A 13029-nucleotide genomic window follows, 5' to 3' on the forward strand; every position below is an offset into this window, starting at 1 on the left:
GGGTCAACATATTAACGATGCGAGAAGGACTTATGACGCAACAGCCGCAAATCAAATATCGCCACGACTACCGTGCGCCGGATTACACCATCACCGATATCGACCTGACTTTTGACCTCGATGCCGCCAGCACGCGCGTGACGGCAGTGAGCCAGGTGAAGCGTCTCGGTGCTGCGGATGCCGAACTGCGTCTGGATGGCGAAGACCTCACGCTGGTGTCGCTGGCGGTGGATGGTCATCCCTGGTCACATTATCGTGAAGAAGAGGGTGCGCTGGTCATCAGCCAGCTGCCCGACAACTTTACCCTGACCATAATTAATGACATCCATCCGGATACCAACACCGCGCTGGAAGGGTTGTACAAATCGGGAGATGCGCTCTGTACGCAGTGTGAAGCTGAAGGCTTCCGCCATATCACCTGGTATCTGGATCGCCCGGACGTGTTGGCGCGCTTTACCACCACGATTATTGCCGATGCGGCAAAATTTCCCTTCCTGCTCTCCAACGGCAATAAGTTAGAGAGCGGTTGCCATGAAGATGGTCGTCATTGGGTGAAGTGGCAGGATCCGTTCCCGAAACCGTGCTATCTGTTTGCGCTGGTGGCGGGCGATTTCGACGTGCTGCGCGACAGCTTTACCACGCGTTCCGGCCGTGATGTGGCCCTGGAGATCTTCGTCGATCGTGGCAATCTCGATCGTGCCGACTGGGCAATGACCTCTTTGAAAGCCAGTATGAAGTGGGATGAAGAGCGCTTTAACCTCGAATACGATCTCGACATCTTTATGATCGTTGCGGTGGATTTCTTCAACATGGGCGCGATGGAGAACAAAGGCCTCAACGTCTTCAACTCCAAATATGTGCTGGCGAAAGCCGAGACCGCCACTGATAAAGATTATCTCGGTATTGAGGCGGTGATTGGTCACGAATACTTTCATAACTGGACCGGTAACCGCGTCACCTGCCGTGACTGGTTCCAGCTCAGCCTGAAAGAGGGCCTAACCGTATTCCGTGACCAGGAGTTTAGCTCTGACCTGGGCTCGCGTGCGGTTAACCGCATCGACAACGTACGCGTGATGCGCGGTGCACAGTTTGCCGAAGATGCCAGCCCAATGGCGCACCCGATCCGCCCGGATCAGGTGATCGAGATGAACAACTTCTATACCCTGACGGTGTACGAAAAAGGCTCTGAAGTGATTCGCATGATGCATACCCTGCTCGGCGAAGCCAATTTCCAGAAAGGCATGCAGCTCTACTTTGAACGTCACGATGGCAGCGCAGCCACCTGCGACGATTTTGTGCAGGCGATGGAAGATGCCTCTAACGTTGATCTGTCACAGTTCCGCCGCTGGTACAGCCAGGCGGGTACGCCAGTGTTGACGGTACGTGACGACTACAATCCTGAGCTGGAACAGTACACGCTTCATGTCACGCAGCACACGCCACCGACGGCCGAACAGAAAGAGAAGCTGCCGCTGCATATCCCGCTGGATATCGAATTGTACGATAACGAAGGCAAGGTGATTCCGCTGCAGCATAACGGCCATCCGGTGCATCATGTGCTGAATGTCACCGAGGAGTTCCAGACCTTTATTTTCGATAACGTGCACTTCCAGCCAGTGCCTTCGCTGCTGCGTGAATTCTCGGCGCCCGTGAAGCTCGATTATAAATGGAGCGATGCGCAACTGACGTTCCTGATGCGCTACGCCCGCAATGATTTCTCGCGCTGGGATGCGGCGCAAAGTTTGCTGGCGACTTATATTCGTCTGAATGTCGCGCGCCATCAGCAGGGACAACCGCTGTCGCTGCCGTTGCACGTGGCGGATGCCTTCCGCGCGGTGTTGCTGGAAGAGCAGGGCGATCCGGCGTTAACCGCGTTGATTTTGTCACTGCCTGGCGAGAATGAAATCGCCGAGCTGTTTGACGTGATCGATCCGCTGGCGATTTCTGCGGTGCGTGCGGCGCTGGTGCACGCGCTGGCAACCGAACTGAGCGATGAATTGTATGCCGTGTATCTGGCTAACCAGAGCCAGGAATACAAGGTGGAGCATGCAGAGATTGGCAAGCGTGCACTGAAAAATGTCTGCCTGAGCTATTTGGCGTTCGCCGATGTGGAGCAAGCAGATAAACTGGTACAGGCGCAGTATTATCAAGCCAACAACATGACGGATGCGCTGGCCGCGCTCTCGGCAGCGGTGTCAGCGCAGTTGCCGTGCCGTGAAGCCTTGCTGGCCGCCTACGACGAGCGCTGGCATCAGGATGGTCTGGTGATGGACAAATGGTTTGTGCTGCAGGCCACCAGCCCGGCGGACAACGTGTTGAGCAAGGTGCGTGAACTGCTGAACCACCGTTCCTTTACCATGGGTAACCCGAACCGCATCCGCTCGCTGATTGGGGCTTTTGCTGCCGGCAATCCTGCGGCGTTCCACGCCAAAGACGGCAGTGGTTATCAGTTCCTGGTGGAGATGTTGACCGATCTCAATACGCGTAATCCGCAGGTGGCGGCGCGCATGATCGAACCTCTGATTCGTCTGAAACGGTACGATGCCGATCGCCAGGCGTTAATGCGCAAGGCGCTGGAAACCCTGAAAGGGCTGGATAAGCTGTCGGGCGATCTGTACGAGAAGATCACCAAAGCGTTGAACGCCTGATAAGGTAAAAGCCGCATCACGATGATGCGGCTTTTTATTGAACTCGCGGCCACTTCCCTTCGCTGCCCGGATTGGCAGTGGCAGTCTACTGTTCGACTTCGACTTCGACTTCGACTTCGACTTCGACTAACGCTGCTGGGCGAATTTCAGCGGCTGATCTGCCGGACTGCGCTTCATCACACGATCCAGCACTTCTGCTTCCAGTTCCGCCAGTCGCGCCGATCCACGTCGACGTGGTCGCGCGAGGTCCACGGTTAAATCCAGCCCAATCTGCCCCTCTTCGATCAGCAATACGCGATCGGCCATCGCCACGGCTTCACTGACATCATGGGTGACCAGCAACACCGTGAAGTTATGTTGTTGCCATAGCGATTCAATCAACCCCTGCATCTCAATACGCGTCAGTGCATCCAGCGCTCCGAGGGGTTCATCCAGCAGCAATAAACCGGGTCGATGAATCAACGCGCGAGCCAGCGCCACGCGCTGTTTTTGCCCACCCGATAGTGCCGCTGGCCACTCGTTAGCGCGATCGGCTAAACCCACCGCCTCCAGAGCTTCCAGTGCGGCAGCCCGCCATTCACGCCCCTTTAAACCCAGACCCACATTATCGATAACTTTCTTCCACGGCAGCAGACGTGCATCCTGGAACATAAGACGCGTGTCTTCGCGTGCTTGCGCTAACGGCGCAGTGCCTGCCAGCAGCTCACCGCGCGAAGTGGATTCCAGTCCCGCCAGCAGGCGCAGCAGGGTGCTTTTACCGCATCCGCTGCGGCCCACTACTGCAACAAACTGCCCTGCCGGGATATGCAGATTGATGTTGTTCAGGATGGTGCGATCACCATATTGCTTGCTGACGCCGTTAACGCCCACCGGGGTGCCGCTGTTCAGACGCGACGGGCTTAAAGTTGCGTTGCTCATGCGTTCTCCTTCAATTGATAAGCCGGATGCCAGCGCAGCCATACGCGCTCCAGCAGTTGAGCGGCGACATCGGCCAGTTTGCCGAGCAGCGCATAGAGAATGATGGCGACCACCACCACATCGGTTTGCAGGAATTCGCGTGCGTTCATCGCCAGATAACCAATGCCAGAGTTGGCCGAGATTGTTTCAGCCACAATCAGCGTCAGCCACATCAGGCCGAGGGCAAAGCGTACGCCCACCATGATCGAAGGCAGCGCACCTGGCAGAATCACCTGAATAAACAGACTCCAGCCAGAAAGACCATAACTGCGCGCCATCTCCACCAGACCACGATCGATATTACGGATACCGTGATAAGTGTTGAGGTAAATCGGGAATAAGGTGCCGAGTGCCACCAGGAAAATCTTGGCTGACTCATCGATGCCAAACCACAGAATCACCAGCGGGATCAGTGCCAGGTGCGGCACATTGCGCAGCATCTGCACTGAGGTATCCAGCAAACGTTCGCCCACGCGTGAGGTGCCGGTGATCAAGCCAAGCACCAAACCGATCGAGCCGCCAATGGCAAAGCCGATCGCCGCACGCCAGCCACTGATGGCGAGGTTTTGCCACAGTTCACCACTCACCGTCAGCTTCCAGAACGTAATAATGATGTTTTCCGGTGATGGCAGAATACGTGTTGAGAGCCAGCCCACCTGAGAAGCGAGCTGCCACACCGCAACCAGCAGCACCGGTAAAGCCCAGGGCAGTAGGGCATTACTCAGCTGTTTTTGAAACTTTGCCATCCTGAACTCCTTAGCTCTGAGACACTTTCTGCGGGGTGAAATCATTGGCTACCGCTTCACCGTGTGCTTGCACCAAGCGAGGTTTCGGCACTTCTGGGATGGCCAAATCAAGGTGTGGGAACAGTAGCTCACCGACACGATAGGCTTCTTCAAGATGCGGATAGCCTGAGAGAATAAAGGTCTCGATGCCGAGGTCGCTGTACTCCTGCATACGTGCAGCCACGGTTGGGCCATCGCCCACCAGCGCAGTACCGGCACCGCCACGCACCAAACCCACGCCTGCCCACAGGTTTGGGCTGATCTCCAGCTTGTCACGGCGGCCACCATGCAGCGCAGCCATGCGCTGTTGTCCGACAGAATCGGTACGGGCAAAGGCCGCCTGCGCTTTGGCAATAGTGGCATCGTCAAGATGAGCAATCAGGCGATCCGCTGCCTGCCAGGCTTCTTCATTGGTTTCACGCACGATGACGTGCAGACGAATGCCAAAGCGCACTTTACGGCCCTGTGCCGCCGCTTTGGCACGCACTTGATCAATTTTCTCTTTGACTAATGCCGGAGGCTCGCCCCAGGTGAGATAAACATCGACCTGCTCAGCGGCGAGATCCTGCGCGGCATCGGATGAACCGCCAAACCACAGCGGTGGACGTGGCTGTTGTACCGGTTTAAACATCAGGCGTGCACCGCGCACTTTGACGTGTTTACCCTCGTAATCCACGGTTTCACCTTCTGAAACGCGACGCCATACGCGGGTGAACTCCGCTGATTCTTCATAACGCTCCCGATGATCGAGGAACACGCCGTCCCCCGCCAGCTCTTCAGGGTCGCCGCCTGTGACCAGGTTAAACAGCGCGCGCCCGTTGGACAGACGATCCAGCGTCGCGGCCTGGCGCGCTGCCTGCGTCGGTGAAATCACGCCCGGACGCAGCGCCACCAGAAAGCGCAAACGTTGCGTCACCGGAATCAGTGACGCGGCCACCAGCCAGGCATCTTCGCAGGAGCGGCCGGTGGGGATCAGCACGCCGCCAAAGCCAAGGCGATCGGCGGCCTGAGCAATCTGCTGCAGATAACCGTGATCGACAGGACGCGAACCTTCGGCGGTGCCAAGATAGTGCCCATCACCGTGGGTGGGGAGAAACCAAAATACGGATATGCTCATGATTCAATTCCTTATGGCTGGGCGGACTGTGGATGCCAGATGCGGTCAGTGATGTTCACTTTTACCGGCATCAAATGATTGGCATAAAACAGGTCGGCCGTTTGCTGTTGGGCCTGCGCAGTGTGTGCGCTGACCGGCGTAATCGCGGTGGGGGGACGATGGTCGAGATAGCTGGCAATCACCGGCTTGGGTAAGCCCATCGCTTGTGCCAGCAGATCAATACTTTGCTCGCGTTGGCTGCGGGTGAGCGCGTCAGCATCGCTGAAGGTGTGCAGCACTTGCTGGATAAATGAACCGTTGGCTTCGGCATATTTGCGTGTGGCTAAATAGAAGGAACCGGTCTGGTTGAGCTTGCTGCCATCAGCCAGTACGCGCACGTTGCCTTGCAGTAAGGCGGCAGAGTAGTAGGGATCCCAAATAGCCCAGGCATCGACATCGCCCTGCTGGAAAGCGGCTCGCGCATCGGCGGGGGTCAGATAGGTGGGCTGGATATCTTTAAAGCTCAGGCCTGCCTGTTCGAGCGCGCGCAGCAGCAAGTTGTGTGAACTGGAACCTTTCTGGAAGGCGACTTTATGGCCTTTCAAATCGGCCACACTGTGAATCGGGCTATCTTTGGGTACCAGAATCACTTCAGCCTGAGGTTTCGGTGGTTCGGAACCGACATACAGCAGATCCGCGCCTGCTGCCTGTGCAAACAGCGGTGGAATATCACCGGTGCTGCCTAAATCAATGCTATCGACATTCAGCGCCTCCAGCATCTGCGGGCCCGCGGGAAATTCAATCCATTTGATCTGGGTATGGGGGAAACGTTGTTCCAGCATCTGGTGAGATTTTGCTAACACCATGCTCACCGATCCTTTTTGATAACCCACACGCAATTGCGCCGGGGCATCAGCGGCAACGGCGTTGGCACTCAGGGCAAATAGCGCAGCAAAGGCTGGCAGCAGTAAACCCGTAAACATCCTTTTCATGATTTTTCCTTTATACCGCTTGTGCGTAGGGTTGATGGCGTCGGTGTAGCGCGTGCCAGAAAGTGTCGAGCGCATCATCAATGCGATTGGCCAGTTGTTGATCCAGCTCTGGCTGGCGGTCGTAATTCACTATTTGCGTATCGGTGGCAAACACCCCATGCAGCACTTCCTGGGCTTTCAGCGCATTCAATACCGGCTTGAGCGCGTAATCCACGGCCAGTAAATGAGATGCACTACCTCCGCTAGCCAATGGCAACACCACTTTGTGTTCCAGGGCGCGTTCTGGCAGTAAATCAAGCAGGGTTTTCAGCGCACCCGAAAATGAAGCTTTATAAATAGGAGTGGCAACAATCAGTCCGTCTGCCAGCGCCAGGTCGTCTTTCAACGCATTAAGGGCTGGGGAGTCAAAGCGCGCATAGAGCAGATCGTCCGCCTGGAAGTTGTGAATATTCCAGGGAATGACTTCAACACCGCGTGCTTCCAACGCGTGCTGGCACAGGCTGAGCATTGCAGTAGAGCGCGATGGGAAGCGAGGGCTGCCCGCCAGCGTAATAACTCGCATGGTCACTCCTTATAACTGAAAGTTATTGATTATCTGGTATTGAGAACTGATGTGTTCAATACTGGCAGAGCGCGTGCGCGGGTATAAATGATTTATCTGGCAAACTTAAGCCGAAATATGGGATTGGCGTGAGGGGGATGTTTTTGAGAAAGGCATGTCGTGTTCTGGGCTAAGGATATTCTGAAAACCGAGTGAGATGAATGCTTCTCACTTAAGCACGGGCGTGAGTATCACTCAGGGGAATGGTTAATTTGGATGAAGTTTCTTATTAATAGAGTGTTTGAAAGAAAAAATGAAGGATGAACGAACCTTTCAAAAGATAAAAGAATATTTTTTCTTTTACGAATGAAAGGGTAGAGGAGGGAGGATCAAATCGAAGTCCCTTTTTAGAGCGGCTAGTCATTTCTGGATGGGGGTGTAACTCTGGTAAATAATGGATTAATCCGTGATTAAGTGTTTCCAAAAGCGTGCAAACATTAAAAACAAGGCATGCCTTACTTCTGTTCTGGCTAAAAATTGTTATCTTTATTCTCGATGCTTTAGCCCTGGTTCAGAAAGTTTTAACAATTAAGATTAGGGTGACGTCTGGAAGGCCGATAAAAAATGAATTCTCTGCCCTTAGCCTGTTTATAATCTGTTGAGATTAATTGCGCTAAAAATCTTCATCAGCTTGTCTGTTATTTTTTTACTTGAGCATTTCATTGGGAAAGGTTCAGGTTTTCATCTTTTATTGGGGATATAAAATATGGAACGCTTTTCTCCGGATCACGATGTGTCTGGCCCAGCGATGAACGCAGGGCAAGAAGATCGACTGCTATCAGATTCAACCCTTCGCTGCTATGAGCTCCAATCGGTTATCACCTCTCAACGCTTTAATTTGGTCAATACAGACCCTGACAGGATTGCAGGTTTGAATGAGGATGACTTCTTACTGTTTGCACCCGCTGGCTTTACGCCTGCAGACGCACTGTTGCTGGAGGTCGCTAAATGCAGCGATCAGCGTCCCGAGCTGAACTGTTTAATCCAACCTCTGTTCCCTCAGCACACTTTTAAAACGGGATTGCAGTCTTCATTACAACTCTTTCAGCAGTTACAGACCGGGCAGCATTGGTGTCAACATTACCTCCTCATCCTGCGTGTTGCGCTTGTTTACGCCGCAACACCCTTGAATCGCATGCGGGATGTGATGCTCGCTGGGTTGATTAATACGGAGTCCGTCTGGGTACTGGATACCTTAAATAGCGCCAGTGACGAAAAAGAGTGTGCCACGTTAAGCTATCAACAGTTTATGCAAGAGTATGAAAAATTGACCCGAATGACGCATTATCTGCCTGAAAGGAATGCTTATCGGCAAAGTTATTTAAGGGGCGGGTTATTGAACCTGATTCAGCAGGATTTAAATCACACAGACAAGCTCTCTGATAATGTGCGGCACGCCATTCACTATTTTTCAGAGCAGTTTCCTGCACAGGGTGTCATGGAAAAACTCATGTTGAAACAACCGGACATCTATTTCAATCTGATGAAAGTCAGAAAAACCTCTGTTGTATGAGACCAACGTTGGTTTTAAGAATTAGTCCCGTGTGCGCCGAGCTGTTTTTATGCCACGCTAATTCTCCTTGAGAAAACCTGACACCAAAACACTTATGTCGATTAAACGTAACGCGATTGCCAACTATGTTGGCCAAATCTATCTGACGCTGTCAGGTATTTTGGTGGTACCACTTTATATTCAACATTTAGGAATGGAAGCTTACGGTCTGGTCGGCTTCTTTTCTATTTTATTGACGTGGTTACAACTGCTGGATGCCGGGGTTTCTACTACCTTAATGCGTGAAGCTGCGCGCTATCGTGCCAATCAAGCCGAATTTGTCTGGTTCCCGGCGCTGTTTGCCACCTTGACGCGATTCTTTCTGATTTCAACGCTTATCCTTGTGGTGCTGGGTTGGATTGCCACGCCGTGGATTGCCGCTCATTGGCTCAATGCGCAACATCTGCCAGCCAGGGATGTGGTGATTGCGGTTGGCATTATGGTCATTACCGCGGCCATACGCTGGCGTACCAGCCCGTATCGTAGCGTGATTGTCGGATTTGAACATCAGGTCTGGCTAAATGGCGTTAACCTGATCATCACCACTTTGCGTACTTTTGGTGCCGTGGTGGTGATTCAGTTTTTCCCTAACCCTGTGCTGACCTTCTTTATCTGGCAATTGCTGGTATCGATTGCCGAAGCGGCATGCTGTATTTACAAATCCTGCCAACTGGTCCCACGTTCCGCGCGCAAAGAGAAGCGTGATGACCTGAAAGGAGTATTGCGGCCCTTTATTCGTTTTGCGCTCAGCGCGGCCTACTCCAGTGCGGTCTGGACCTTTATTTCACAGATTGACCGACTGGTCCTGTCCAAAACCCTGCCGCTGAGCCAATACGGTTCGTTTACCGTGGTGGCGACCGCGGCTACCGGCATTCTGCTGCTCAGCAGCCCGATCATGCAGGCGATTGTGCCGCGCATGACCGGCATGAAAACCCGTAATGAAGGCGATGCGGAAGCGCTAAAACTCTATCGCTATACCACTCAGGCCGTCGCGATATTTATGGCGCCGCTCAGTATCACCATTGCCTGCTACGCCGGACCGCTGCTTTGGGCCTGGACCCAGAAAACCCAGATTGTTGATGAGATGTCATTTGTGCTCAGTCTTTACGCGCTGGGCAGCGGCATTCAGGCCATCTGTGGCCTGCTGTATCACCTGCAATACATCAACGGCAATCTCAAATTGCATATGCAAGGCTTCAGCGTGTTCGCATTGATTTTGGTACCGCTCAACATCTGGTGCGCGATGCATTTTGGCGCGCTGGGTACCGGATGGTTGTGGCTGGGGCAAAACATCTTCTATTTAGTGGGTTGGGCATGGCTGGTACATCGCCGTTTCGCGCCCGGTCTGCATTTCACCTGGCTCACGCGTGATGTGATGTTGATTTGGGCGGCATCCGCGCTGATGGCCTGGTTAAGCACCTTCTTGCCTATCGACTGGAATCAAAACCGTTGGATCAACCTGCTGTGGTTAGGCCTGATTGGCGCAATCAATCTTGGTGTGTGCTGTTTGCTGCATAGCCTGGTGCTAAAGCGTCTGCGCTTGCCGTTATTCAATGTTGAGGAGAGAGGATGAGAATGTTGACATCTCGCCGCGTGCCGACCGTTTCTGTCATCGTGCCAAACTGGAACTGTGCCACGTGGCTGCCAGAAGCGATGGGTTCATTGTTACGTCAATCATCACCGCCCGATGAGATCATTATCATTGATGACGGTTCCAGTGATAGCAGTGTTGCCTGGCTCACCGCTTTCGCTGCTGCGCATCCGCAGGTCACACTGCTGAGCGGTGAACGCGGCGGCGTCAGCGCGGCGCGTATGAAAGGACTCGCCGCAGCCACCGGTGATTTTGTCTATTTCATGGATGCGGATGATTTCGTTTCGACTGAACTGTTTGCTGATTTTCGACGGGTACAGGCCAGGCATCAGGAGATTGATCTGTTCTGTTTTGGCGCGAAGATGTTTCTTGATCTGCCTGTGGCGCAGCGCCAGTATCAACGTATTCATCAACGTCATGTCAGTGGTTTATTGCCCGGGGGCAGGGCAAGTCTGCACATTTTGCTGCAACACCAGTCGGCACATCGCGTGGTGTGGAGTTCGATCATGTCGCGACGTTTAATCGATCAGCTGGCGTTGCAGTTCCTTCCCATTCAGAACCACGAAGATGCGCCCTGGATGTTTGCGCTCTATATGGCCGCGCGTCAAATCTACTGCACCAGCCAAAGCTACTATTACAAGCGCTTCATGCTCAGTTCATTGTCACAGAGCACGCGTGACTTTTCGTGGGTAAAAAATTACTTCATTGCGCGACAAAGCAGCGAGCAGTTTTTACGCGACCAGCAGCAACCCGTTGATGAGTTGTTGTTGGATGATTACTACCAGACGGTGATGAAGGGCTGTCTCGCGCAAATCCGTAAAAATCACATGACCGTGCCCAATGAATGGCAGGCTCCGGTGAATCAAGTGGTAAGTAAGATGCTGCAACAGGATTCGCGCCTGAAGCTGCTGTGGTATTGCCCGTCGATTTACCTCGGGTTGCAAAATGTTCGTGAACAAGTCGGGCGCTATTCTGCACGTCGCTGACCGTGATCAATTCTCCCGCTGCTGATTAAATTTACTTTTGCGCCAGAGGCCTTTACCATTCTGGCGCACAAATTTCCGTGCACCCGACTTCTTCGCTTCCGCCATTCAGGAGAGTGCATGTTATATCCTATCGTCCGGCCGGCGCTGTTTAAGCTCGATCCAGAGCGTGCGCACGAACTCACCTTTCAACAATTACGTTTTATCAGCGGAACGCCGCTGGAAGGACTGATTCGCCAGTCGCTGCCGTCACGCCCGGTGACCTGCATGGGATTGACTTTCCCTAACGCGCTGGGGCTTGCTGCAGGCCTCGATAAAAACGCAGAGTGCATTGATGCCTTTGGTGCGATGGGTTTCGGCTTCGTGGAAGTCGGGACGGTGACGCCACGTCCACAGCCTGGCAATGATAAGCCGCGCATGTTCCGTCTGGTGGAAGCGGAAGGGATTATTAATCGCATGGGCTTTAATAATCACGGCGTCGATCACTTAGTCGAGAACGTTAAAAAAGCGCGTTTCAAAGGTGTGCTCGGTATCAATATTGGCAAAAATAAAGATACGCCAGTGGAGCAAGGCAAAGACGATTATCTGATCTGCATGGAAAAGGTGTATGCCCATGCCGGTTATATCGCCATCAATATTTCATCGCCAAACACACCTGGATTACGCACGCTGCAATATGGCGAAGCGCTGGACGATCTGCTTTCGGCGATCAAATTAAAACAAAAAGAGCTGCAGGAACGGCACCTTAAATATGTGCCGGTCGCGGTGAAGATCGCGCCGGATCTTTCTGAAGAAGAATTGATCCAGGTTGCCGACAGTTTGGTGCGCCATGAAATTGACGGTGTCGTTGCCACGAATACCACGCTCGATCGTGCTTTAGTTGCTGGACTTAAATATGCCGATGAGATGGGTGGATTAAGTGGCCGTCCGGTACAGTCACGCAGCACTGAAGTGATTCGCCGCTTGTCGCAAGAGCTGCAAGGTCGTTTACCTATTATTGGCGTCGGTGGTATTGATTCACTGGTTTCCGCTCGTGAAAAAATGGCCGCAGGGGCCACATTGGTGCAGATATACTCTGGCTTTATTTATAAAGGCCCAGGTTTAATTAAAGATATCGTGACCCATCTCTAAGACATTTCCCACTTTCCCGCGCCGGGGGGTTTATTTATCCCTTCGGCTCGTTTATATTTTGTCCTGCTGATGTTTTTTTCAGCTTTTCCTTAGAGTTTTATTTTTTCATTGAGCGCCATTTAGCGCAGCGATTAACCACAGGGCACATCATGAAAATCAAACCTGATGATAACTGGCGTTGGTATTTTGACGCAGAGCACGATCGTATGATGCTGGATTTGGCCGATGGCATGCTATTTCGTTCGCGCTTCTCGCGTAAAATGCTGACACCAGATGCCTTTAATGTCAGTGGTTTTTGTGTCGATGACGCTGCCCTGTATTTTACGTTTGAAGAGCGTTGCCGACAGAGTGGATTAAAAGGCGATCAGCGCGCGGAATTAGTCTTAAACGCATTAGTGGCGAGTCGTTTTTTAAAACCGCTCATGCCAAAAAGCTGGCATTTCACCAGCCATACCCAGAGCTGGCAACCCGCATCAGGCGATATGGTAGCCGTGACGCTGGCCGATAGCGGCGAACAGGCGCAATTGCTGGTGGTCGAGAGTGGCGAAAATGCGGCGTTGTGTCTGCTGGCGCAAAATACATTATCGGTAGCCGGTAAAGGTATGCAGTTAGGCGACGCGATAAAGATCATGAACGATCGTTTGCGGCCGCATCAGCAGGAACAAAACGCCCACTTTGCGCGGGCGGTTTAAG

General features: G+C 53.0%; 11 protein-coding genes. 6 read left to right on the forward strand and 5 right to left on the reverse strand.

Going from position 1 to position 13029, the window contains the following annotated elements:
- The first annotated feature begins 32 nt into the window (after positions 1–32).
- Positions 33–2648 (forward strand): aminopeptidase N, encoded by a 2616-nt coding sequence (gene pepN / locus AC6I8L_RS06860; RefSeq protein WP_058959673.1) that lies wholly within the window; start codon positions 33–35, stop codon positions 2646–2648.
- A gap of 126 nt (positions 2649–2774) precedes the next feature.
- Here pepN and ssuB read toward each other — a convergent pair whose 3' ends face one another.
- The 5 genes from ssuB to ssuE are packed head-to-tail and all read right to left on the reverse strand — an operon-like array spanning position 2775 to position 7040.
- The gene (gene ssuB, locus AC6I8L_RS06865; protein WP_058959672.1) at positions 2775–3566 is read right to left on the reverse strand and encodes an aliphatic sulfonates ABC transporter ATP-binding protein; all 792 of its coding nucleotides are present in this window, start codon (positions 3564–3566) and stop codon (positions 2775–2777) included.
- Positions 3563–4351, reverse strand: a complete 789-nt coding sequence (ssuC, locus tag AC6I8L_RS06870) for an aliphatic sulfonate ABC transporter permease SsuC (protein WP_034820490.1) — start codon at positions 4349–4351, stop codon at positions 3563–3565. Before ssuC ends, ssuB begins: the two co-directional genes overlap by 4 nt.
- 10 nt (positions 4352–4361) lie before the next feature.
- Positions 4362–5507 (reverse strand): FMNH2-dependent alkanesulfonate monooxygenase, encoded by a 1146-nt coding sequence (ssuD, locus tag AC6I8L_RS06875; RefSeq protein ID WP_058959671.1) that lies wholly within the window; start codon positions 5505–5507, stop codon positions 4362–4364.
- 11 nt (positions 5508–5518) lie between these two features.
- Positions 5519–6478 carry a sulfonate ABC transporter substrate-binding protein gene (locus AC6I8L_RS06880; protein ID WP_072226499.1) on the reverse strand — a complete coding sequence of 320 codons (960 nt, stop codon included), beginning with the start codon at positions 6476–6478 and terminating at the stop codon, positions 5519–5521.
- A gap of 10 nt (positions 6479–6488) precedes the next feature.
- Positions 6489–7040, reverse strand: a complete 552-nt coding sequence (gene ssuE / locus AC6I8L_RS06885) for an NADPH-dependent FMN reductase (RefSeq protein ID WP_058959670.1) — start codon at positions 7038–7040, stop codon at positions 6489–6491.
- 745 nt (positions 7041–7785) lie between these two features.
- Between ssuE and AC6I8L_RS06890 the strand changes: the two genes are divergently transcribed.
- The 5 genes from AC6I8L_RS06890 (at position 7786) to AC6I8L_RS06910 (ending at position 13028) form a co-directional block, all read left to right on the forward strand.
- Positions 7786–8592, forward strand: coding sequence for a hypothetical protein (locus AC6I8L_RS06890; protein WP_058959669.1), 807 nt, complete (start codon positions 7786–7788; stop codon positions 8590–8592).
- A 94-nt stretch (positions 8593–8686) separates the two neighbouring features.
- On the forward strand, positions 8687–10204 hold the full coding sequence (locus AC6I8L_RS06895; RefSeq protein ID WP_034820480.1) for a lipopolysaccharide biosynthesis protein: 1518 nt from the start codon (positions 8687–8689) through the stop codon (positions 10202–10204).
- Between the two features lie 2 nt (positions 10205–10206).
- Positions 10207–11208, forward strand: coding sequence for a glycosyltransferase family 2 protein (locus tag AC6I8L_RS06900; protein ID WP_236699718.1), 1002 nt, complete (start codon positions 10207–10209; stop codon positions 11206–11208).
- 117 nt (positions 11209–11325) lie between these two features.
- Positions 11326–12336 carry a quinone-dependent dihydroorotate dehydrogenase gene (gene pyrD / locus AC6I8L_RS06905; protein ID WP_479398222.1) on the forward strand — a complete coding sequence of 337 codons (1011 nt, stop codon included), beginning with the start codon at positions 11326–11328 and terminating at the stop codon, positions 12334–12336.
- 149 nt (positions 12337–12485) lie between these two features.
- Positions 12486–13028, forward strand: a complete 543-nt coding sequence (locus AC6I8L_RS06910; RefSeq protein ID WP_034820471.1) for a cell division protein ZapC — start codon at positions 12486–12488, stop codon at positions 13026–13028.
- Position 13029 lies beyond the last annotated feature (1 nt).

This window comes from Type-E symbiont of Plautia stali (genome assembly GCF_059731115.1).

Bases quoted from the DNA above. Each gene is read 5' to 3' on its own strand.
- pepN (WP_058959673.1), top strand. From the start codon at position 33: ATGACGCAACAGCCGCAAATCAAATATCGCCACGACTACCGTGCGCCG.
- ssuB (WP_058959672.1), bottom strand. From the start codon at position 3,566: ATGAGCAACGCAACTTTAAGCCCGTCGCGTCTGAACAGCGGCACCCCG.
- ssuC (WP_034820490.1), bottom strand. From the start codon at position 4,351: ATGGCAAAGTTTCAAAAACAGCTGAGTAATGCCCTACTGCCCTGGGCT.
- ssuD (WP_058959671.1), bottom strand. From the start codon at position 5,507: ATGAGCATATCCGTATTTTGGTTTCTCCCCACCCACGGTGATGGGCAC.
- AC6I8L_RS06880 (WP_072226499.1), bottom strand. From the start codon at position 6,478: ATGAAAAGGATGTTTACGGGTTTACTGCTGCCAGCCTTTGCTGCGCTA.
- ssuE (WP_058959670.1), bottom strand. From the start codon at position 7,040: ATGCGAGTTATTACGCTGGCGGGCAGCCCTCGCTTCCCATCGCGCTCT.
- AC6I8L_RS06890 (WP_058959669.1), top strand. From the start codon at position 7,786: ATGGAACGCTTTTCTCCGGATCACGATGTGTCTGGCCCAGCGATGAAC.
- AC6I8L_RS06895 (WP_034820480.1), top strand. From the start codon at position 8,687: ATGTCGATTAAACGTAACGCGATTGCCAACTATGTTGGCCAAATCTAT.
- AC6I8L_RS06900 (WP_236699718.1), top strand. From the start codon at position 10,207: ATGTTGACATCTCGCCGCGTGCCGACCGTTTCTGTCATCGTGCCAAAC.
- pyrD (WP_479398222.1), top strand. From the start codon at position 11,326: ATGTTATATCCTATCGTCCGGCCGGCGCTGTTTAAGCTCGATCCAGAG.
- AC6I8L_RS06910 (WP_034820471.1), top strand. From the start codon at position 12,486: ATGAAAATCAAACCTGATGATAACTGGCGTTGGTATTTTGACGCAGAG.